Genomic DNA, 22,916 nt, shown 5'->3' with positions numbered 1-22,916 from the left:
TCAGGCAAACATCGGCAGCATCAGGTACAGCTTAATCACCAGCGCGTTGACGATATCAATAAAGAACGCCCCGACCATCGGGACCACCAGAAACGCCATGTGCGAAGGCCCGAAGCGTTCGGTGATCGCCTGCATGTTGGCGATAGCCGTTGGGGTAGCCCCCAGACCAAACCCGCAGTGACCCGCCGCCAGCACCGCCGCATCGTAGTTTTTACCCATCATGCGCCAGGTCACGAACATGGCGTACAGCGCCATAAACAGCGCCTGTACCGCCAGAATCGCCACCATCGGCAACGCCAGCGAGGCCAGCTCCCACAGCTTGAGACTCATCAGCGCCATCGCCAGGAACAGTGACAGGCAGACGTTGCCGAGCACCGACACCGCCCGTTCAAACACGCGATAGAAGCCCATCAGCGCCAGGCCGTTGCTCAGGATCACCCCGATAAACAGCACGCAGACAAACGTCGGCAGTTCAAACGCTGAGCCCGCCAGCCATTGCGCAACCACTTTGCCCACGGTCAGGCAGATGGCGATCGTCGCGATGGTTTCAATCAGCACCAGCGAGGTAATACTGCGCCCGACGTCCGGCTTTTCAAACGCGGTCGGCACCAGCTCATCGTCCGGCCTGCCGTCCGGCGTGGTGGAGTGCTTCACCAGATAGCGAGCCACCGGGCCGCCAATCAGGCCACCCAGCACCAGACCAAAGGTCGCGCAGGCCATCGCCACTTCCGTCGCGTTTTCAAACCCGTAGCGCTCGATGAACAGCTTGCTCCATGCGGCCCCGGTACCGTGGCCGCCCGAAAGGGTAATTGACCCCGCCAGCAGCCCCATCAGCGGATCCAGTCCCAGCAGCGTCGCCATCCCGATGCCGATAGCGTTTTGCATCAGCAGCAGCCCCACCACCACAATCAGGAATACGCCGAGCACTTTACCGCCCGCCCGCAGGCTCGCCAGATTGGCGTTCAGGCCGATGGTGGCAAAGAAGGCAAGCATCAGCGGGTCCTTCAGGGACATATCAAAATCGATTTCCCAGCCCATGCTTTTTTTCAGTATCAGCAGGGCCAGCGCCACCAGCAGACCACCGGCGACAGGTTCAGGAATGGTGTATTTCTTCAGAAGGGAAACGCTATGTACCAGCTTACGGCCAAGCAGTAAGACCAGCGTTGCGGCAACAAGTGTCGACAACGTATCGAGATGAATCATAGAAGGCTCCTGTTTTGCGCGTGTTCCATACACACGCGGCGTTATCCTGGGCCGGTTTGCGCTCTTCATGAGCTCCCGGCGCGAAAAAGTGTAATTTTTTTTCCCGATACGTTGTAGAAAACCTGCTCACAGCGGCAGATTTTCTTCCCTTTTTTTGCTGGCAATCGTTTGCTTTTACCATGTGGTCAGATAAAATGCCCGCTTTTCCACCGTGGGATTGCCGCCGATGTCCGTTAACACCATAGAGTCGCCTGATGCGCAACCGATTGCGCAGAAGCAAAATAGCGAACTGATTTACCGCCTTGAAGACCGCCCGCCGCTGCCGCAAACGCTGTTCGCCGCCTGCCAGCATCTTCTGGCGATGTTTGTTGCGGTGATCACCCCGGCGCTGCTGATTTGCCAGGCGCTCGGTTTACCGGCGCAGGACACGCAGCACATTATCAGCATGTCTCTTTTTGCCTCCGGCGTGGCCTCGATTATTCAAATTAAAGCGTGGGGTCCGGTGGGGTCGGGATTATTGTCGATTCAGGGCACCAGCTTTAACTTCGTGGCGCCGCTGATCATGGGCGGTACGGCGCTGAAAACCGGCGGTGCGGATGTCCCGACCATGATGGCGGCGCTGTTCGGCACGCTGATGCTGGCCAGCTGTACGGAGATGGTGATCTCCCGCGTTCTGCATCTGGCTCGCCGCGTTATCACCCCGCTGGTTTCCGGCGTCGTCGTGATGATTATCGGCCTGTCGCTGATTCAGGTGGGCCTTACCTCCATCGGCGGCGGCTATGCCGCAATGAGCGACCACACCTTCGGCGCGCCGAAAAACCTGCTGCTGGCGGGCGTCGTGCTGGCGATCATTATTCTGCTTAACCGTCAGCGTAACCCTTACCTGCGCGTGGCCTCGCTGGTGATCGCCATGGCGGCGGGTTACCTGCTGGCGTGGGCGCTGGGCATGCTGCCGGAGAACACCGCGCCGACCAACAGCGCGCTGATCGTCGTTCCTACGCCGCTGTACTACGGTCTGGGCATTGACTGGGGTCTGCTCCTGCCGCTGATGCTGGTCTTTATGATCACCTCCCTGGAGACCATCGGTGATATCACCGCCACCTCCGACGTCTCCGAGCAGCCGGTGTCCGGCCCGCTGTACATGAAGCGCCTGAAAGGCGGCGTGCTGGCGAATGGCCTGAACTCGTTTGTCTCTGCGGTCTTCAACACCTTCCCGAACTCCTGCTTCGGTCAGAACAACGGCGTGATCCAGCTGACCGGCGTGGCCAGCCGCTACGTTGGCTTCGTGGTGGCGCTGATGCTGATCGTCCTCGGCCTGTTCCCGGCGGTGAGCGGTTTTGTGCAGCACATCCCTGAGCCTGTGCTGGGCGGCGCAACGCTGGTGATGTTCGGGACTATCGCGGCCTCCGGCGTACGTATTGTCTCCCGCGAGCCGCTGAACCGCCGCGCGATCATGATTATCGCTCTGTCGCTGGCCGTCGGTCTGGGCGTTTCCCAGCAGCCGCTGATCCTGCAGTTTGCACCTGACTGGGTGAAAAACCTGCTCTCTTCCGGCATTGCCGCAGGCGGTATCACCGCTATCGTGCTGAACCTCGTTTTCCCGCCTGAGAAAAATTGATTTCTCTCACGGCAGGCAGTCAATGCCTGCCGTGACATCTAATTACACCATTCCCGCCTTGAGGATTGCGCATAAATCGTGCATAACTCCCTTATGTGCGTTTTGCGGGATGGAAGACCATGAAATTTATTGGAAAGCTCCTCATCTATCTTCTGGTAGCCCTGCTCATTGTGATGCTGGCGCTCTACATTCTGCTCCAGACCCGCTGGGGCGCGTCTCAGGTCAGCAGCTGGGTGACGGTGAATACCGATTACGAACTCAGTTTCGACAAGATGAATCACCGCTTTTCGTCGCCTTCCCACATTATTCTGGAAAATGTCATCTTTGGTCGGGATGGTAAACCCGCCACGCTGGTCGCCAAAAAAGTGGATATCGGCCTGAGCAGCCGCCAGGTAACCGATCCGCTGCATATGGACACCATCACCCTGTTCGACGGCACGCTGAATCTCTCGCCGCAGACGGCGCCGCTGCCTTTCCAGGCGGATCGCCTGCAGCTGAATAACATGGCCTTTAACAGCCCGAATACCGAATGGGACCTGAGCGCGCAGAAGGTGACGGGCGGCGTCAGCCCGTGGCAGCCGGAAGCGGGCAACGTGCTGGGGAACAACGCGCAGATTCAGATGAGCGCAGGCTCGCTGACCCTGAACGGCGTACCGGCCACCAACGTGCTGATCGAGGGCCAGCTTAACGGCAAGGAAGTGGTGCTGAACACGATTGGCGCCGATATGGCCCGCGGCTCACTCACCGGCTCCGCCCTGCGCAACGCCGACGGGAGCTGGATTATCGACACCATGCGTCTGAACGAAATCCGCCTGCAGAGCGATAAAACGCTGACGGCTTTCTTCGCGCCGCTGGCCACCATTCCCTCTCTGCAGATTGGTCGTCTGGACGTGACCGACGCCCGGCTTCAGGGCCCGGACTGGGCGGTGACCGATCTCGACTTAAGCCTTCGCAACCTGACTCTCAGCAAAGGCGACTGGCAGAGCCAGGAGGGCCGCCTGTCGATGAACGCCAGCGAGTTTATCTACGGCTCCCTGCATCTGTTTGACCCGATTCTGAATGCAGAGTTTTCCCCGCAGGGCATGGCGCTGCGTCAGTTCACTTCCCGCTGGGAGGGCGGCATGGTGCGCACCTCCGGCAACTGGCTGCGCGACGGTAAAGCGCTGGTGCTGGACGATGTCGCCATCGCCGGGCTGGAATACACCCTGCCGCAGAACTGGAAGACGCTGTGGATGGAGCCTCTGCCGGAATGGCTGAACAGCGTCACGCTGCAAAAATTCGGCCTGAGCCGCAACCTGGTGATCGACATCGATCCCGCCTTCCCGTGGCAGATCACCTCTCTGGATGGCTATGGCGCAAACCTGCAGCTGGTGAAAGATCGCCAGTGGGGCGTCTGGGGCGGCAGCGCAACCCTGAACGGCGCGGCGGCGACCTTCAACCGCGTGGACGTGCGCCGTCCGTCGCTGGCGCTGAATGCCAACGCCGCCACGGTGAACATTACCGACCTGAGCGCGTTTACCGAGAAAGGTATTCTGGAAGCAACGGCGACGGTTTCTCAGCTTCCGCAGCGGCAGACTACGGTGAGCCTGAACGGGCGCGGCGTGCCGCTCAACGTACTGCAGCAGTGGGGCTGGCCTGCGCTGCCGATTGCGGGCGACGGCAATATTCAGCTCACCGCCAGCGGCAGCGTAAAGGCTAACGCGCCACTTAAATCCTCGGTTAATGGAACGCTTACCGCAATAAATATGGATAAAAAACAAGTTACTCAAAATTTAGTTAATGGAACACCCATAAATATTAATATTTCTAACAGCGAATAAAATTGTTATATTGTTTTTTAAATCAATAACCAGCCTCCTGAAAATACGAGGCTGGTTATATAAATAAAGTTATTTTTAAGTTTTAAAGTTAACTAACCGTTAACTATTTTTTAATTTAGAAAAAATAAAATTAAAAATAAGAAACCCTAAAACACACCTTAGATAAATCTTAATATACTGCTGCTGGTGACTTTACCACCTCTCTATCGTTACTCAGGAAAGGACTCCAGCAATGCATTTTTCTGCACGATTTATGGCCTGCACGCAAATATGCGTCCATCTTATCTTTCTGTTTATTAACTCATTTATATTTTCATTCCCCGCCAGAGCAGAAATGCCCATCCCATCAGCATCGGAGCCAGTTTCCAGGCCAGCATCAGGTACAGATAAAGAAGATGAGGCAGGTAAAAATCTCGCAAATGTGCTGTCCAGCACGGGCTCTATGCTGAGTCAGGATAACAAAACGGATGCGTTAATTAACTCTGCGCTTAATAACGGATCGGCTTATGCCACGAATGAAGTACAAAACTGGCTTCAGCAGTTTGGCACGGCAAAGGTAAATTTAGGTCTCAATAACGATCTGTCGCTGGAGAGCGCGAGTCTGGATGCCCTGCTGCCGCTTTATGATGATCGGAAACACAACCTGTTATTTACGCAATTAGGCGGAAGACGCGATGACGATCGCAATATTATCAACGCTGGGGCAGGTTATCGTTATTTCGCCGACCGCTGGATGTGGGGCGTTAACGCCTTTTATGACCAGCAAATCTCAAGCGTGACCCACCAGCGCCTGGGCATTGGCGGCGAGCTTGGCTGGGATTATCTCAAGCTGAGCGCCAACGCCTATCAGCGTCTTTCTGGCTGGAAAGATTCGAAAGACCATACGGATTACGAAGAGCGTGTCGCCAGCGGCTATGACGTGCGGGCCGAAGGTTATTTACCGGCCTATCCGCAACTCGGCGCGCAATTGATTTGGGAGCAATATTATGGCGACAGCGTGGCGCTGTTTGGCGACAGCGACGATGACCGCCAGCACGATCCCTATGCATTGACCGCGGGCGTAAATTACACTCCGGTTCCGCTCCTTTCCGTTGGCGTGAACCAAAAAATGGGGAAAGGCGATCATAACGATACCCAGGTCGAGATGGCGGTTAACTGGATGCTCGGCTCGCCACTCAGTGCTCAACTCGACGCCGATAACGTCAAAAACCGCCGTACGCTGCTCGGCAGTCGCCTCGATTTGGTCAATCGCAACAACACCATCGTGCTGGACTACCGCAAGAAAGAGCTGATATCGCTCAAAGTGCCGGAAAAAGTAACCGGTACAGAGGATGAAAAGCTGCCAGTCAACGTCATGGTGAAGAGCAAATACCCTCTCGATCATATCTCCTGGCAGGATGACAATCTGGTCCAGAACGGCGGCAGCATCACCGAGAAAAACGGCGCATGGACGGTCACGATGCCGCATTACATACAAAATGGCGCCGAGAAGAATATGTACGTTGTTGCCGCCACGGCCTACGACAACCAGGGCAATAAATCTGACGTCAGCCATATGACCGTAGCCGTGAGCGGTTTTAATCTGAATGATATCGCCACCACAACCACGGCGGACAGCACAACGCTGCCAGCAGACAGCGTCAGCACAACACAAGTGAACGTCACAGTTACATCAGGCAGCGGGCAAAAAATTACCGGACTCGCCAGCAACCTTAGCGCCGAGCTGATTCGCAACACGCAAAACCAGGTATCCTCCACTTCAACGGTAGCGGAAAAAATCAGCGCGTTTAGGGAGCAGTATCCGGGCGTATACGTGAGTACTTTCACTGCGGGCACGCGACCTGGCGCGGTTATCGTCCAGCCGCTCTATAATCAAACCACGAAGCTCAGCACCACCACCATTAACCTGACGGCAGTGCAAGACAACGCGCATTTCGCCACCATTGACGTCTCCAAAACCACCGCGCTGGCGAACAGTCAGGACGCGATTTCGCTGACGGCGCACGTGGTAGACGCGATGAATAATCCTGTACAGGGCATGACAGTGCACTGGCAAAGCAACAACGCCGACGCAATACTAAGCGCGCCAGTGAGCACAACAGATAGCCAGGGAAATGCCGTCGCCTCTGTCACCAGCGGCCAAATCATACGCGCTACGGTGAGCGCGACGCTTGATAACGGCGAATCCATGAACAGTCAGCCATTGCAGTTTACGGCCGACACCAGCAGCGCGCAGGTCCTGCAAATTGATGCCGATAAAACCGTTGCCCGTGCCGATAATCAGGACGCTATCACCGTCAGCGCGATGGTCACCGATGCCAGCCAGCATCCGCTGGCGAACCAGACCGTAGACTGGGCGATCGATTCAGCCAGCGGTACCGCTCACCTGGCGGATAAAAAGAGCAATACCGACGAGAATGGAATTGCGACTGTCACCCTGACGTCAGCAAAAGCCGGGCAGGGCATTGTTTCGGCCTCAACGGGAAACAGCGAGGCATTAACATCAGGCACGCTGACTTTTCTGCCGGATGCTAAAACCACAACCCTAAGCAGCGTAACGTCCAGTAAAGCCTCAGCGCTCGCCAACGGCCACGATGCCGTCACTTTCACGGTGAAGGTTGAAGATGCCAATCACAATCCGGCTCAGGACATTCCCGTTAACTGGACTACGTCCAGTACTGACGCAAGCTTATCCGCTAGCGCCACCAACACGGACGCGCAGGGTGTAGCGACTGTCGATCTGACATCAACCGCGGTAGAAAACGTGACGGTTACCGCGGTGCTGGGAAAACAATCGCAAACCTCCGCCACCATTAGTTTCCTTGCGGATAACGCCACGGCGTCTGTTCAGTCGCTGAACGTGGACAAAACCCAGGCGGTGGCCAACCAGAACGATCGTATTACGCTGACGGCTCACGTTATCGATGCCAGTGAGCACCCTGTTGCGAACGGCGCCATCGAATGGAAAATCGTGCAGGGACAAGGTTCGCTGAGCGCCGCGCAAAATAGTACTAACCCGCAAGGGGATGCCATTGTCACGCTGGTCTCGTCCGCGCAGGGTAAGGTGGTCGTCTCAGCCAGCGCCACAACCGGCGGGGCGGTTAATTCGCCTGACCTCCTGTTTACCGCGGACACCGCGACGGCAAAAGTTACGGACGTCACGGTGGATAAGTCGACGGCCATCGCCAATGGTAAAGATCAGATCACCTACACCGCCACCGTGACAGATGCCCAGGGTAACCCGGTTAATGGCCAGGACGTTAGCTGGAAGGCAATACCCACTACGGCGAAACTGTCATCCGCAACGACCAAAACGGACGTGAACGGCACCGCAACGGTAACCGTGACAACCCTGAAAGCTGGTGACGTCAACGTGACTGCTCAGGCGGTGACAGGCGCGGCGTGGAATGCGCCGGTTACCACCTTTACCGGCGATTCCGCAACCGCGCAGATAGGAAACATCACCACGAATAAAACCACTGCGATCGCCAATGGCATGGACAGCATAATCTATACCGGCACCGTGACCGACGCCAACAGTAACCCTGTTACAGGGGTAAGTGCAGAATGGTCGGTAAGCCCAACCACGGGCAAGCTGTCAGCCACCAGCAGCACCTCTGACAGCGCAGGTAAGGTGACCGTTTCCTTAACCTCTACCCTGGTAGAAAAGTACGTGGTCACCGCCAAAGTCAACGGTATGGATGAAAATGCAGAAACCGTGAACTTTACCGCCGATACCGGATTGGCCGCCATTCAGACGCTTACGGCAAGTAAAACGGACGACATTGCCGCGGGAAGAGACAATGTCACCCTGACGGCAACGGTGCAGGATGCATCTGGGCATCCTATTGCTAACGCAGCAGTCAATTGGTCATCCAATAATACCTCGGGTAACTTCAGTGAGCCGACCTCAACTACCGATGCCCAAGGACAGGCGATAGTTACCTTTAGCGGCACGCTCGCGCAGGCCACAATCGTGACGGCAAGCAGCGTGAATAACAGCCAGAAAACCATTCAGCTTGACATCGTGCCGGACCAGGTGAGTGCGAAAGTGGTCTCGATCACCTCTCCGGGATATGATTACGATGCCATAGCCGACGATAAGGACGCGATTAACTTAACGGCTACAGTTAAGGACGATTACGGCAACCTCATCAACCAGGGCGAGGTAGCATGGAGCCTTAACCCGGCGGATTCTGCGCACCTCTCTGCCAACACAGTGCCCACCAATACCGAGGGCAAATCGACTGTATCCGTAACTTCAGGGAATATTGTCTCGTGCAAAGCGATCGCCACGTTTAATGGCGTGAATACATCCTCAGCAACGATGCGTTTTATCGCTGACAGCACCACGGAGAAGGTCGCGAAGATCACTGCCAGCAAAACAACGGATATCGTGGCAGGAAAAGATCTCGTCACGCTTCAGGCCACGATCACTGACGCGAACGACAATCCCGTTGCGAACGCGACGGTACACTGGGGTACCGATAGCAACGGAGGAGCATTCCTGCCAGCCGACAGCAGCGTCACCGACAGCAATGGCTTAACCAGCGTGACTTACACAGACACCAAAGCCGGTACAACGGTTGTCGGGGCAGGTATCAACAGTGCTCAGCAAACCTTAACGCTGAACATTATTGGGGACGTTGAAACCGCCACGCTCACAAATATCAAGGCCGATAAAACCCAGGCCGTCGCGGACAATACCGACACGGTGACCTGGTCGGTCACCGTGAAGGATGCGAACGGCAACATCCTGCCGTCAACGGCGATTAACTGGAGCAGCGACGATTCTGATCTGATCCTTACGGCCAGCAGTAGCATCACGAATGAGCAGGGTATCGCGTCCATTTCAGGACATACGCTTAAAGCACGTGATGCGGTGGTGACGGCAACGGTACCGGGCAATAGCAAAACGCTGTCCGCCGCGAAAGTAACCTTTATTGGTGATGCGAAAACGGCAACGCTGCTTTCACTGACGGTGGACAAAACCACTGCGCTCGCTAACGGCTCGGATTCTGTTACTTACACCACTCAAATTGAGGATGTGAACCATAACAGCGTGCCTGGCGCCGCCATTAACTGGCAAACCACGTTGAACAAGCTGTCAGGGTCAACAACCAATACCAACAGCTCAGGCGTCGCTACAGTGAAACTAAGCGGCAATGATATTGGCATGGCTACGGTGACAGCATCGATCAATGCATCATCATTAGAAAATAGCCAGGTGAAGTTTATCAACACCATTGAAGATACATGGTATGTGACAACGGATTCATCAACCTATACTTCCGCGGAGATTAAAGGTTATTCGAGTTTAGGCTTTGTCACCGCTTCCCCCACCACCGGTCCCACACAGCTTGTTTGGGAGGCAAGCGGTAGCGCTGATGTCTCAACACCCGTCACATTGATCGACGACAGCGGTAAGCAATATGAAGTCTACCTTAAAGGTTATCGTACATCGGCTTGTTCACAGCGCCCTCTTAACGCAGCAATAACGTGTAGCGTAGACGGTTACCGAGCCAAATTTACGTGGAGCCGTAGTGATAACCAGGACATTCCGCCGGGCCATTACACTGGATTGATCCATTTCTTCGGAAAAGACTGGCACACCGCCTGGGCGTTTGAATATCGATTAACGATGGATTTAACCGTTAACTGATCGCCAACAAAAAGCGAGCCATAAGGCTCGCTTTTTATTACGTTAGCTACAATTAAAGATGAATAATCACCTCATTTTGGAGCGCTTTTAACACTACCCCCCACTCACTACCTGCCTGAGAACCACCTTTTACTCCATGGATTTTCTGTATATTGCGTAGACAGATCGACCAGTTCCGCGCCTCCCCTTCACCTTTTAGGGTAATGGTGTTGCCGTTGCGCGTCGCCTGCAGCGTAAAGATCGCCGAACCGTCCGCCGCGGGCACGTCGCATGTGGCCGTAGCGCCATCGTCCAGGTTAAACAGCTGGAAGGCCGTCCCCTCGTGCCACGCATAGTCCGGCTTCTGGTTATTATTACCCAGCGCCAGCAGCGTGTTGTCGCGCACATAGACCGGCAGGCTCATGAAATCGTGCTGCTGCTTATGCCAGCGGCTGCCCTGAATTTCGTCGTTGTGCCACAGGTGCGTCCAGCGGCCTTCCGGCAGGTAGAACTGCACGTCGCCCGCCTCGGAGAACACCGGTGCCACCATCATTGCATCCCCCAGCATGTACTGACGATCGAGGTAATCGCACGCTGGATCGTCCGGGAACTCCAGCATCATCGCCCGCAGCATCGGCGTACCGAACTCGCGGGCCAGCGCCGCCTGACGGTACAGGTACGGCATCAGCTGACACTTCAGCTGCGTGAAGTGGCGCACCACGTCGCAGGACTCGTCATCGTAGGCCCACGGCACGCGGTAGGATTTACTGCCGTGCAGGCGGCTGTGGCTGGAGAACAGCCCGAACGCGCACCAGCGTTTGTAGACGTGCGCCGGGGCGGTGTTTTCGAACCCGCCGATATCGTGGCTCCAGAACCCGAAGCCGGACAGGCCAGTCGACAGCCCGCCGCGCAGGCTCTCGGCCATAGATTCATAGTTGGCGTAGCAGTCGCCGCCCCAGTGCACCGGGAACTGCTGCGCCCCGACGGACGCGGAGCGGGCAAACAGCACCGCTTCTTCTTCCCCCACCGTCTCTTTCAGCACGTTCCACACCAGCTCGTTATAGATGTAGGCGTAATGGTTGTGCATCTTCTGCGGATCGGACCCGTCAAACCACTGCACGTCCGTCGGGATACGCTCGCCGAAGTCGGTCTTGAAGCAGTCGACGCCGATATCCACCAGGCCTTTCAGCCTGTCGGCATACCACCGGCACGCGTCCGGGTTGGTAAAGTCATAAATCGCCAGCCCCGGCTGCCATTTGTCCCACTGCCACAGGGAGCCGTCCGGGCGCTTGAGCAGGTAGCCCTTCTCTTTCAGCTCACGGAAGATCGGGGATTTCTGGCCAATGTACGGGTTAATCCACACGCAGACCTTCAGCCCTTTCTCCTTCAGGCGGCGGATCATTCCTTCCGGATCCGGGAAGGTCACCGGGTCCCACTCGAAATCGCACCACTGGAAGGCCTTCATCCAGAAGCAGTCGAAGTGGAACACGTGCAGCGGCAGGTTGCGCTCGGCCATGCCGTCGATAAAGCTGTTAACCGTCGCTTCGTCGTAGTTGGTGGTGAACGAGGTGGTGAGCCACAGGCCAAATGACCACGCAGGCGGCAGCGCCGGTCGCCCGGTGAACTGCGTATAGCGGTTCAGCACCTCTTTCGGCGTCGGGCCGTCGATCACGAAGTACTCAAGATATTCCCCCTCCACGCTGAACTGCACTTTGGAGACCTTCTCGGAGCCGACTTCAAACGAGACGTTTTCCGGATGATTCACCAGCACGCCGTAGCCGCGGTTGGTCAGGTAGAATGGGATATTTTTGTAGGACTGCTCGGTGCTGGTGCCGCCGTCGCGGTTCCAGGTTTCGACCGTCTGGCCGTTGCGCACCAGCGCGGTAAAGCGCTCACCCAGGCCGTAGACCGTTTCCCCCACGCCCAGATCCAGACGTTCGAACATGTAATTGCGGTCGGCGTTGGTATCCTGCACGTAGCCGTTGTTTTTCAGCTGGCTGCCGGTAATGCGCTGGCCGTTACGCAGGAAATCCAGCGCCCAGAACTCGCCTTTGGTGACGCGCACGCTGACGCTGCCGCTTTTCAGCTCGGCAAACTCGGCGTTGTTTTCAATCTCTACCTTCACGTCCTTCAGAACGTTCAGCGGATAGTGCGGGCCGTTGTTCAGCGCGCCCTGGAAATGCTCAATGCGCACCCCGACAATCCCTTCCTGCGGGGCAAACAGGCGCACCGTGAACATCAACGTGTCGAGCTGCCAGGTGCGTTCGCGCACGTCGCGCGGCGCCACGTACACCACCAGGTCATTGCCCTGCTGCTCCACGTCGAACACCTGAACCGGACAGGTCACGTTCAGGCCCGGTTGAATAAGCCAGTTTCCATCACTGATTTTCATACTTTCGTCCTCTTAGTTCTGTAATTCTTTGCTGACCGGCAGGTTTTCAAACTCCTGCTGATTGCGGCGCGCGCCCTGCGCCAGCTCGCCCAGGATTTTGGTCAGGAAAGGAGTTTTCAGCGTGTAGTAGCGTTTGGCGATAATGGCGCTCAGCACGTAGCAGACCGCCGGGGCCAGGGTAAACAGGCCGATAATGATGCTGATGGTCGCGCTGTTCTGGGTTTTAGCTGCCGCGTCGTAGCCTCCGCCTGCCAGCATCCAGCCGATCATCGCCCCGCCCAGCGCCAGACCGAGCTTCAGCACGAACAGCGTGCCCGCAAAGCTGATGCCGGTCAGGCGTTTGCCGTTGGTCCATTCGCCGTAGTCGACGGTATCTGACATCATCACCCACTGAATCGGCGTCACCAGCTGGTGCAGCACGCCGATGACGAAGATAAAGGCGAACATCAGCACGGTGGCATGCATCGGGACGAAGAACATCGCCACGCTGACCACCGCCAGCGCGGCGTTGGTCCACCAGAAGATGCTGACCTTGCACTTCCAGTCGGTGAGCGGTTTCGCCAGCGCGGAGCCAATCAGGTTGCCGACGCAGTAGGTGGTGAGGAACGCGACGAACACTTCCGGCGAGCCCATGATCCAGGTGCAGTAGTACATCATCGCACCGCCGCGCACGCAGACGGCAAGGATGTTGAGGATGGTCAGCACGCCGACGATGCGCCACTGGTCGTTTTGCCAGATATCGCGCAGGTCTTCGCGCATGGAGGTGGTGCTCGGCGGCACCTGGATGCGCTCTTTGGTGGTGAAGAAGCAGAACGCCAGCATCAGGAACGCGACCACCGACAGCACGGCGATGCCGCCCTGGAAGCCGAACGCCTTATCGTCGCCACCAATCAGCTTCACCAGCGGCATCATCAGCACCGTGGAGAGCATGCCGCCCGCCGTCGCCAGCACAAAGCGCCAGGACTGAAGGGAGATACGCTGCGTCGGGTCACTGGTGATCACGCCGCCCAGCGCGCAGTAAGGAATATTGACCACGGTATAGAGCAGGGTCAGCAGCGTGTAGGTCACGGCGGCATAAACCATTTTACCGTTGAGGCTGAGGTCCGGCGTGGTGTAGGCCAGCACGCAGACAATGCCGAACGGGATCGCGCCGAACAAAATCCACGGTCGGAACTTGCCCCAGCGGCTGCGGGTGCGGTCGGCAATCAGCCCCATGCACGGGTCGGAGATCGCATCCAGCGCGCGCGCCAGCAGGAACATGGTGCCGACAAACCCGGCGGGAATGCCGAAAATATCGGTGTAGAAAAACATCATGTACAACATAACGTTATCAAAAATGATGTGGCTGGCGGCGTCACCCATGCCGTAGCCAATCTTCTCTTTTACTGACAATACTTCGCTCATCTTTTTTTATCCTTCACGCTGTAGGGGGCGCTGAGACCGGTTACATTGGTTTTAAACCATTGTTTCAAAGGCGGGTATTGCGATTTCTGGTTAGCAGATTACGTTTCTTGTTTTTTGTGATCGCGGTAAATGTTGGGAAGCAGAAGGGCTAACATGAGGATTTTCTTAGGAATTACCTGAAACAGGGGTGTACAGGTCAAAAGAGAGGTGAAAAAAGTGGTGTGGGGTATGTGGTAAATGCCTGAAAGTAGCTATAATGCGCCCCGCCTCCATGTAGCAATCGAGGCGCGGAAGATCGTCATCTCCGGTGAGGTGGCTGGACTTCAAATCCAGTTGGGGACGCCAGCGTTCCCGGGCAGGTTCGACTCCTGTGATCTTCCGCCAAAATCATTCCTTTTTATACAAACTTTCTAGTGCTGCCAATAAGTCCCTTAATCCACTGTTAAAATCATTTCTAAAATCTGCGTATTTTTTTGTTTTTAACAACTCAGGTATTTTGCAATCTTTCAAAAGTAAAGGAAGCACATGAATACAATTGTGTTGAATTTCATTCCAATATTTTGTTTGCCATTCTCTTTCTACCCATTTTGATGAAACCACATTTTCAGAAAGAATAACAATTACAAAATCAGCTTCTTCTAGTCCGTCTGAAATTAGCTCGGGAATACTTTCCCCCACTTTTATGTCCCATTCATCCAACCAAGGAGCATACCCATTTGCTTCAAGGTCCATACATAACATTTTTGCAAACGGTTTATCTAATGATGAATGAGAGATGAAAATTTTTGCCCTGTTAGGTTTATTCATATAGCGCTGCTCCACAATTTGGTCCAGAAGAGTAGTTTCAATGTAATGTAATTCTGAAAAATAACTGCACAATTTCTTATATGATATTTTATTGTATGGAGAGCACAGTTTAGTGAGTTCAGCTTTACGATTTATTACGAGACAGGCAAACCAAACTCGAGCAGTTCCTGCAATTTAACGACCGGACGTTTTAGAAGGGGCAGGCAAGATCAGCAAGAAAGTGGCTGATGAAAAGGCGTGCTCAGAATACATTGAGTTTGAAAAAAAGCAGCGCCTGCTGAAAGAAGCCGAGGGTGAGAAAGATATCGTCGGCTTATTAAAATGGGATAAGCAGGCTAAGCGCTAATCCCGGTCCCCCGGCTCGCATCATTCACAAACAGCATTTCAATGCGGTTTCATCCATGCCTAAAAAGCCGTGAATAACGCCTGCGTCATCCAAGGCTGAGCGCGACGATTAACTCCGTGTAACTGCCGGTGGGCAGCAGGACAGGGCTGATATTCAGCCCTGTGACAGTTATTTTCAGCGAAATCTTTCAGATATTACGCTCTGAGATCTCTGCTTTTATTAAGCTGTATAGCTTATCTGATAACTCATTAAGGGTATTGTTTTCAGCTTGCAGCATTTTGCCGTTATTTTGCAATATTAAGTCGTTAAAGGAACCAGCCCCTCTGAAAATAGACCTAATACCTAACACGACCTGGTCATAATCAGAATCCAGGTGCTCACGATAATAAATTAGTCTTTTTGACCAAACACTTTCATCACAAGAGACAAGTAATTCAATGATTTGATTAAGTAACGTATGTATTTCTGATTTCATTTCAATCCCCCAAAATTAACCGTCTCTACGCCTGGAATATTCCAAGGCGCAGGGATTACGACTTGCTCAGTACCTCCAGGGAAAATATCAGACTGGTAGCCCACCTCTCCGACATATACCTTCGATCCTGCAGGAATTTTTATCTCATAAAAACTATCGATCACAGATTCAGAACCGTCAGGCCATTTTGGTAACACAGCTTTATCGACACGCGTCTGTAGTACTCCTAAAGGTCGTTCATAACTGAAAAATCGACCCAACTCTGTGCCGCTTTGACCACCTCTAAAAAATGTGGTGTCCTGGGACAATGTTATTTCCTTGTAAGCTCCGCCTGAGAATGTTTCGGCAAAGCGCTCATTTAATGGTCCGGGCTTTATCATCGAGTATTCACCCTCGACTTTTCCCAGAACATGGAGATTGTTAAGCTCACTCGCCGCCCCCAGTCTGCCAAGGCCAAGACCCGCAGCAACAGAAGCGCCAGCAATAACCAGCCCTTTATTGTCCATAACCTGATTGTAACCCGCTGGCGCATCGCCACCGAGCTGCTGCGCGGTCTGATGGAATCCCTCGATATTGCCATTATAGATCCCGCCCGCGGCCAACAAGCGACCAGCAGCTTTGCTGTTGATGATTTTTGCAGCCTGAGCATGTTGCGCAGGTGCCGCCGGGCGAACGTGATATCCCGGGCGTTTCAGTTGCCGGGACAGGAGATGGCTGAGCCGGGTATGAAGGAACAGCGGCAGATCATTGCGAAGGTCACCGGATGTCGTCAACACTCCCGAAATAGCATGCCCGGTTATGTCTTTTCTCAGCAGAACGAGCTTCCCAGATTTGATGTCGGCAAGAGTGTCACGGTATGCCATCCACGGATGCTGCCAGTGAAACGGTTGATAACGGCTGACAAACCGGGTGTAGCCCTGTGGTAAATTCCACTCCTGAATTATGCGGTTGGGCAGTGCAGTTTCTGCGAGATCTCCTGCCGCAGTGTCCGGATGGATAATGTGAGGAATGTCCTCAAGGTAGATGTCGTCCAGTGACATTGCCTGACTGTGATGAAGCATAGTGTCCCTTTTACGCTGCCGTTATACGCCCAATTATTGCGCATTCCAGGCAACAGGCAAAGACCCCTAATGCCCCGCGGTTGATTGACCACATACCCTGCCTGGGTTATGTCTGACCGGAGATGGACCAGAAAACGTCCGCTACGAGCGAGGAACTGAAGTTCGCAGTTACTCTCAAAGTCGATGAAGAAATTGCCAGCATTACTGTGTATTAATCAATGGGGAGCAGGTCAAGGGCGTTAAGCCTGTCCACCCAACCGCATATGCAACAGCGGAAACGGATTCCCCTGCCCGTCCAGTTCCGAGCGTCCGACCTGCTCAAACCCCATATGGCGATAAAATCCCACGCCCTGCGGGTTCTGCTCATTCACGTCCACTTCGTTCGCGCCGAACGCTGCGATGGCGTGTTGCAGCAGAAATTTCCCGACGCCCTTCCCCCGGCTCGCGTCATCAACAAACAGCATTTCAATACGGTTTTCATCCACGCCTAAAAAGCCGTGAATAACGCCTGCATCATCGCGGGCCATCACGACCTTGAGGTTAGGCAGATAGGCGTTAAGCAATAACGGGCGCAGCGCCGCAATATCGCTTTCCTGCAAAAAATGATGGGTGGCGCGGACGGAGGATTCCCAGATCGCGACCAGACGTTCGAAGTGTGAGGGGAGTGCGGTTTCTATTTTCATGGGGGGATCATGTTTGGAAAACCGAATTATTTCAAGTCACGCTTTGCGGTCTGTTCCCCCCTCACCCTAACCCTCTCCCTCAGGGAGAGGGAACTGACCGTGCGGTTTTTCATCCCCTACCCTAATCTCCATCACCGCGTACACCCCGTCCTTAGGCACGACCACGGTGACGTTTTCCACCGGCACGCCCGCCGCGAGGTGGATATCCTGCAGCTGCTGCAGCGTCCTCGGGTGAATATCCTCCCAGCCGATACCACGCAGCACAAAGTCAATGTGCGGGCTACTGGTGAGCATGTTCGACACAATCACCGCCCCGCCGGGCTTGACCAGCCGCAGCGCGCGCTGGAGGAAAGTCACCGCATCGGTATCATTGAAGTATTCGAAGATCCCCAGCGCATCGACCAGTTCGGCCTGATGCTCGCCCAGCTCCAGCAGCAGGTCCTCGTTACGCACCAGCGTATGGAGCAGGTTGCGCCTGAGCAGCGTCAGCTGTTCACCCACCACAATGCCTTCCTGCGCCGCCATGGTTTCGGCCCAGCTGAGCGCAACGGGGTCTTTGTCTACCAGCGTGAGATAGACCTGCTGGCCGTCGAGCTTTGCTTCACGCAGCGCCTCCAGCACCGGGATGGCGGCACCGCTCGCGAGGCTGACCCAGTTGTTCTCGCTCTCGTTGTGAATGTACTTATCCACCAGCGCGGCCAGCACCCTGGCGCGGGAACGCACGCCAACAGCATCATTTGCGTGGATAAACCATTGGCGGCTGTCGCTGTCCATTTTAGTGCCGTCAGGCAGGCGATCTTCTAGCGGGTTTTGCACCACAAACAGCGCCAGCGCGGAGGGCACCAGCCGGGTGCGCCACGCGGTGAGCGCCGGGCGGTTGCGAAAGGCCTGTTCGGAATAGCGGTTCTGCGGGACAAGCACGGCCTGCCCCCCTTCGTCGTACTCCACCCGCGGCGGCCGGAGCGCTGGATCGGCTTTCAGGGCGCGGTCAAGGGAGGCGATCTCACGGGCAGCGTCGTCTTTCATCGGCCACTGGTCGCTGACGTCGGGAAATGACGCGCTAAAAATCGTCATATTTTCCGGCGCATCGCCGCGAAAAGGCTGCCAGTTCATGTCGTCTTCCCTCCGTTAGGCTTTTAACGGAAGTCTATCCAGGCGGGCCAGTAATGCCCCAGGAAGAAAGCACGATTTTTATTGCTTCACCCACACCAGCTGGTCAACCCGGAAGCCCAGACTGCGCGCGATGTTCAGGTAATCCTGCTTCACCGCATCCGGGATCGTTGGCGTGCGCGACAGGATCCACAGGTAATCGCGGTTCGGGCCGCTGACCAGCGCGTACTGGTACTTATCGTCGAGCTTGATCACGTTATAGCCGCCGTAGAACGGGCCGAAGAACGACACCTTGAGCGCGGCCGTGGTCGGCTCGCCGGTAAAGTACGCTTTCCCCTCGCTCTCATTCCACTTGTTCTTCACCGGATCGTAGCCCCGGTTGAGCACGCTGATGCCGCCGTCGCTGCGCTTGCCGTAGGTGGCGGTTACCTGCTCCAGCCCGCGTTCAAAGCGGTTTTCCAGACGGGCGACCTCGTACCATTTGCCGAGATAGCGGCTGGCGTCAAAACCAGAAATCGGCTGCACGCCCTTCGGCGGCGTGGGGGATTTACAGGCGACCAGCGTCAGCGCAATGGCAACACCGGTCACAACAGGCCATAGCTTCATGAGAATTCCTTTCATTTGCACGGTTGGACGTTAAGTGTAGTGCACCGTTTCGGCGCTTCATCCCGTTCGGGAAAATCCGTAGTATATTGAGAGTATTCCTCCACTCTGGACACGGACATGGCTTACTCCATCGGCGAATTCGCCCGACTCAGCGGCATCACCGCCACCACCCTGCGGGCGTGGCAGCGTCGCTATGGTTTACTCAAGCCACAGCGCACGGAAGGCGGACACCGCCAGTACAGCGATGAGGACGTCCAGCAGGCGCTCAAAATCCTCGACTGGGTAAAAAAAGGCGTTCCGATTGGCCAGGTCAAACCGCTGCTGGAACGCCCGACGCCGGGACGGACCAACAACTGGCAAACCCTGCAGCAGAACATGCTGCAACGCCTGCAGGACGGCAAAGTCGAATCCCTGCGCCAGATGATTTACGACGCCGGACGTGAATACCCAAGGCCGGAGCTGGTCGCGAACGTGCTGCGCCCGCTGCGCAGCCAGGTTTCGGCCAACGTCGCCGCCGCCATGACCCTGCGCGCGATCCTCGACGGCATCCTCATCGCCTACACCTCGTTTTGCCTCGAAGGCGATAAAAAAGCGCCGGGCGATAATATTCTGCTCAGCGGCTGGCACCTCAACGACCCGTGCGAGATCTGGCTCGAAGCCCTAACGCGCACCGGACAGGGCCACCGGATCGACATCCTGCCGGTTCCGCCTGACGCGCTGGCACCGGAAATTTTCCCGGAGCGCAAATGGCTGCTGGTCACCAGCGGCAAACTCACCGCCGGGCGGAAAAAGCAGCTGGAGCAGTGGCAGCAGCAGGTATCGCTTGAAGTGATTATCCTCTGATCATTTTCTCCTGCGGGAATCTTCACGAAAAGTTGAATATTTTCCCGCGCCGCAGATGCTAACGTTTTCCAGTGACGAATAACCCCACAGGAAAACACCATGAAAAAAACTGCCCCTCTGCTGATCCTGGCCTCGATGGCCTTTGCCCCTGCCGCCTTTAGCGCCCCGGCCGGCACCCTGAGCGTACACATCCTCGACCAGCAAACCGGGATGCCGCCATCAGACGTGACCGTTACGCTGGAGAAGCAGCAGCAGGACAAATGGACCCCGATTGCCAGCGGCAAAACCGACCACGACGGCCGTATCAAATCGCTCTATCCGCAGGATCAGGACATGCAGCCTGGCGTGTATAAAGTGACCTTCAAAACCGCAGATTACTTCCACGGCAAAAAGCTCGACTCCTTCTTCCCGGAGATCCCGGTGCTGTTTACCGTGACCCGCACAAACGAGAAACTGCACATCCCGCTTCTGCTGAGTCAGTACGGTTACTCGACCTACAAGGGCAGTTAAGACGCATTGATTTTAAAGGATTATAAAAAATAGTTCCGCGAATACTTGGACAAATTAGTCATGTTGTGTAAGTTTTAGTTATATGAACGGGAGGACAACACCATGACAACGAAACCTGTGCTCGGTATTAGCGGATGTTTGACCGGATCCGCCGTTCGCTTTGACGGCGGACACAAGCGTATGGGCTTCGTCATGGATGAGCTGGCCCAGTGGGTGAATTTCAGGCCCGTCTGCCCGGAAATGGCCATCGGCCTGCCGACCCCTCGCCCGGCGCTGCGTCTGATCGTGACGGAACACGGTGAAACGCAGATGCGTTTTAGCCATGCGCCTCATGAAGACGTTACGCAGAAAATGGCGGACTTTACGGCAGATTTTTTGCCGAAAATCGGCGATCTCGCTGGTTTTATCGTCTGCGCTAAATCCCCAAGCTGCGGCATGGAACGCGTGCGTCTGTATGATGAAAACGGCAACCGGGGCCGCAAGGAGGGGGTCGGGCTGTTCACCGCCGCCCTCCTTGAAACCTGGCCGTGGCTGCCCGTGGAAGAGGACGGACGTCTGCACGATCCGGTGCTGCGGGAAAACTTTGTCGAACGTGTTTTTGCCCTGCACGAACTGAACACGCTGCGTAAAAATGGCCTCACACGCCGTGCGCTGCTGGACTTCCACAGCCGTTACAAACTTCAGCTGCTGGCGCACCATCAGGCAGGCTACCGTGAAATCGGCCCGTTCGTTGCCTCGCTGCACGAGTGGGAAGACCTGGATGCCTTCTTCGTGGCGTATCGGGAAAAGCTGATGACCATCCTGAAAAAACCCGCCTCGCGGAAAAATCACACCAACGTGCTGATGCATATTCAGGGGTATTTCCGTAGCCAGCTGAACACCCGCCAGCGCGGCGAGCTGCGCGACGTGATCCTGCACTATCGCAACGGGCAGTTGCCTATTCTCGCCCCGATCACGCTGCTGAAGCATTACCTGGCCGAATACCCCGACCGATATCTGATGACGCAAAACTACTTTGATCCCTATCCTGATGATTTGGGTCTGCGTCTGGCAGTCAAGTGATCATAAAAATGCGAAGGCCCCATTGACCCGTAGAGGCCCAAAGCAGTACCCCGTTTAGACGACATCCTCACTGTCGTCTCTTTTTTGCATTTCATCCAAAAGCCTGTGATTATATACAGGCTTATTCTGCAAAAAAGGGGCCTGCCAGTGATCAACACCCTGCACATTCAAAACTACCGCTCCATCCGCGAGATGTCGCTGGAGCTGGAGCAGCTCAACATCGTCTTCGGGCCGAATGGTACCGGGAAATCCAATATTTACAAGGCGATACATCTGATGCACAGCGCCGCCCAGGGGCAGTTTTCCCAGGCGCTGGCGAACGAGGGCGGCATTCTGAAGGTGTTCTGGGCAGGCAAAACCCGCAGCGACCAACTGCGGCGGATGAATCTGGCCGTAGAAACAGAGACCTACGAATACGAGCTGCAGGTCGGGTTTGTGGAGAAGCTGCCCTATCCCTCGCAGTTTCAGCTCGACCCGGTGATCAAAGAGGAGTCCATCTGGCTGAGCGGCCAGCACCGTCGGCCTTCGTCACAGCTGATGAAACGTAAGAACCAGGCGGTCTTTCTGAACAACGTGCATCACGAGAAGGTGACCCACAGCGGCACGCTGTACGAGAACGAATCGGTATTCGGACAGCTCGGCGAACCGCATCTTTACCCGGAAGTGTCCCAGATGCGCGAGTCCCTGCGTAACTGGCGCTTTTATCATGAGTTTTCCGTCTCATCGGGCTCGGCGATGCGGGCTCCGCAGGTCGGCTTCCGCTCCCCGGTGCTGGCCAGCGACGGCGCCAACCTGGCGGCCGCGTTTCAGACTATCGTCGAGATTGGCGACGAGCTGCTGCTGATGCGCATTCTCGATCAGGCCTTCCCCGGCTGCGTGTTTTACAGCGACAACACCGGCGGACGTTTTCGCATGATGATGCAGCGCGAGGGGCTGAGCAGGCCGCTGGAACCGGCGGAGTTCTCCGACGGCACCCTGCGCTTCCTGTGCCTGGCGGTAGCGCTGCTCAGCCCGCGTCCACCGGCGTTTATCGCGTTGAACGAACCGGAAAACAGCCTGCACCCGCAGATGCTGCCCGCGCTGGCGAGCTTAATCGCCGAGGCCAGCCGCTACTCGCAGATCTGGCTCACCAGCCACTCGCCGGAGCTGGCGATGTTGATTGAGAAGCAGAGGTCGTTTTCGCTGTATCAGCTGTCGATGGTGGAGGGGGAGACGAGGGTGGAGAGGCTGGGGTAACTGCACCTTATTCTGTTCGATGACCAACTTTTTGGGATACAGATAAAGTAGCTGAGGCTTTGGCAATGGTGCTTGCATTCAACAAAATGATGAAGGCGA

Annotated in this window: 16 protein-coding genes, 1 tRNA gene and 1 pseudogene; 9 read left to right on the top strand and 9 right to left on the bottom strand. The window is 55.7% G+C overall.

The annotated features are described in order from the left end of the window. Window positions 1-1,203 (bottom strand): sodium/glutamate symporter, encoded by a 1,203-nt coding sequence (gltS, locus tag OTG14_RS16170; protein ID WP_061716221.1) that lies wholly within the window; start codon window positions 1,201-1,203, stop codon window positions 1-3. Between the two features lie 226 nt (window positions 1,204-1,429). Between gltS and xanP the strand changes: the two genes are divergently transcribed. The 3 genes from xanP (at window position 1,430) to OTG14_RS16155 (ending at window position 10,303) form a co-directional block, all read left to right on the top strand. Further along, window positions 1,430-2,821, top strand: coding sequence for a xanthine/proton symporter XanP (gene xanP, locus OTG14_RS16165; protein ID WP_023309879.1), 1,392 nt, complete (start codon window positions 1,430-1,432; stop codon window positions 2,819-2,821). Between the two features lie 119 nt (window positions 2,822-2,940). After that, entirely contained in the window at window positions 2,941-4,641 is a 1,701-nt protein-coding gene (locus OTG14_RS16160; protein WP_267215366.1) for an AsmA family protein, read from the top strand. Between the two features lie 232 nt (window positions 4,642-4,873). Then, the gene (locus OTG14_RS16155; RefSeq protein WP_342453704.1) at window positions 4,874-10,303 is read left to right on the top strand and encodes an Ig-like domain-containing protein; all 5,430 of its coding nucleotides are present in this window, start codon (window positions 4,874-4,876) and stop codon (window positions 10,301-10,303) included. Window positions 10,304-10,355: 52 nt separating this feature from the next. On the opposite strand, the gene yicI is transcribed toward OTG14_RS16155, so the two are convergent. Together yicI and OTG14_RS16145 are read right to left on the bottom strand one after the other, a co-directional pair. After that, a complete protein-coding gene (gene yicI / locus OTG14_RS16150) occupies window positions 10,356-12,674 on the bottom strand; it encodes an alpha-xylosidase (RefSeq protein ID WP_267215364.1) in 2,319 nt (772 codons plus the stop codon). A gap of 12 nt (window positions 12,675-12,686) precedes the next feature. Further along, window positions 12,687-14,078 (bottom strand): glycoside-pentoside-hexuronide family transporter, encoded by a 1,392-nt coding sequence (locus tag OTG14_RS16145; RefSeq protein ID WP_058653887.1) that lies wholly within the window; start codon window positions 14,076-14,078, stop codon window positions 12,687-12,689. A 289-nt stretch (window positions 14,079-14,367) separates the two neighbouring features. Here OTG14_RS16145 and OTG14_RS16140 point away from each other — a divergent pair. Beyond that, window positions 14,368-14,462: transfer RNA gene (locus OTG14_RS16140), tRNA-Sec, on the top strand. A gap of 3 nt (window positions 14,463-14,465) precedes the next feature. On the opposite strand, the gene OTG14_RS16135 is transcribed toward OTG14_RS16140, so the two are convergent. Further along, window positions 14,466-14,885 (bottom strand): toll/interleukin-1 receptor domain-containing protein, encoded by a 420-nt coding sequence (locus OTG14_RS16135; RefSeq protein ID WP_267215363.1) that lies wholly within the window; start codon window positions 14,883-14,885, stop codon window positions 14,466-14,468. A gap of 134 nt (window positions 14,886-15,019) precedes the next feature. Here OTG14_RS16135 and rhuM point away from each other — a divergent pair. Then, window positions 15,020-15,231: pseudogene (gene rhuM / locus OTG14_RS16130) on the top strand (RhuM family protein); the annotation flags it as partial. 187 nt (window positions 15,232-15,418) lie between these two features. Here the strand turns inward: rhuM and OTG14_RS16125 are convergent. The 5 genes from OTG14_RS16125 to OTG14_RS16105 form a co-directional block, all read right to left on the bottom strand. Then, window positions 15,419-15,706 carry a DUF6966 domain-containing protein gene (locus OTG14_RS16125; protein ID WP_061716225.1) on the bottom strand — a complete coding sequence of 96 codons (288 nt, stop codon included), beginning with the start codon at window positions 15,704-15,706 and terminating at the stop codon, window positions 15,419-15,421. Continuing rightward, complete coding sequence (locus OTG14_RS16120; protein ID WP_048992786.1) at window positions 15,703-16,767, bottom strand: hypothetical protein; 1,065 nt, start codon at window positions 16,765-16,767, stop codon at window positions 15,703-15,705. The genes OTG14_RS16125 and OTG14_RS16120 overlap by 4 nt, the downstream gene beginning before the upstream one ends. Window positions 16,768-17,006: 239 nt before the next feature. Continuing rightward, on the bottom strand, window positions 17,007-17,450 hold the full coding sequence (locus OTG14_RS16115; RefSeq protein WP_024906652.1) for an acetyltransferase: 444 nt from the start codon (window positions 17,448-17,450) through the stop codon (window positions 17,007-17,009). A 66-nt stretch (window positions 17,451-17,516) separates the two neighbouring features. Further along, window positions 17,517-18,563: a class I SAM-dependent methyltransferase gene (locus OTG14_RS16110; protein ID WP_267215362.1), complete on the bottom strand. Its 1,047-nt coding sequence runs from the start codon at window positions 18,561-18,563 to the stop codon at window positions 17,517-17,519. A gap of 78 nt (window positions 18,564-18,641) precedes the next feature. After that, a complete protein-coding gene (locus tag OTG14_RS16105; RefSeq protein WP_024906654.1) occupies window positions 18,642-19,166 on the bottom strand; it encodes a lipocalin family protein in 525 nt (174 codons plus the stop codon). A gap of 117 nt (window positions 19,167-19,283) precedes the next feature. Between OTG14_RS16105 and OTG14_RS16100 the strand changes: the two genes are divergently transcribed. The 4 genes from OTG14_RS16100 to OTG14_RS16085 all read left to right on the top strand — a co-directional run bounded on the left by OTG14_RS16100 (window position 19,284) and on the right by OTG14_RS16085 (window position 22,817). After that, the gene (locus tag OTG14_RS16100; protein ID WP_032650677.1) at window positions 19,284-20,009 is read left to right on the top strand and encodes a MerR family transcriptional regulator; all 726 of its coding nucleotides are present in this window, start codon (window positions 19,284-19,286) and stop codon (window positions 20,007-20,009) included. 99 nt (window positions 20,010-20,108) lie between these two features. Next, on the top strand, window positions 20,109-20,519 hold the full coding sequence (gene uraH, locus OTG14_RS16095) for a hydroxyisourate hydrolase (protein WP_024906656.1): 411 nt from the start codon (window positions 20,109-20,111) through the stop codon (window positions 20,517-20,519). A 102-nt stretch (window positions 20,520-20,621) separates the two neighbouring features. Next, a complete protein-coding gene (locus OTG14_RS16090) occupies window positions 20,622-21,581 on the top strand; it encodes a YbgA family protein (protein ID WP_267215361.1) in 960 nt (319 codons plus the stop codon). Window positions 21,582-21,728: 147 nt separating this feature from the next. Beyond that, window positions 21,729-22,817: an AAA family ATPase gene (locus tag OTG14_RS16085; protein WP_267215360.1), complete on the top strand. Its 1,089-nt coding sequence runs from the start codon at window positions 21,729-21,731 to the stop codon at window positions 22,815-22,817. Window positions 22,818-22,916 lie beyond the last annotated feature (99 nt).

Origin of the sequence: Enterobacter pseudoroggenkampii, assembly GCF_026420145.1 — a bacterium.
In the GTDB taxonomy this organism is placed as follows: Bacteria; Pseudomonadota; Gammaproteobacteria; order Enterobacterales; family Enterobacteriaceae; genus Enterobacter; species Enterobacter pseudoroggenkampii.
This window is presented reverse-complemented; position numbering and strand designations above follow the sequence as displayed.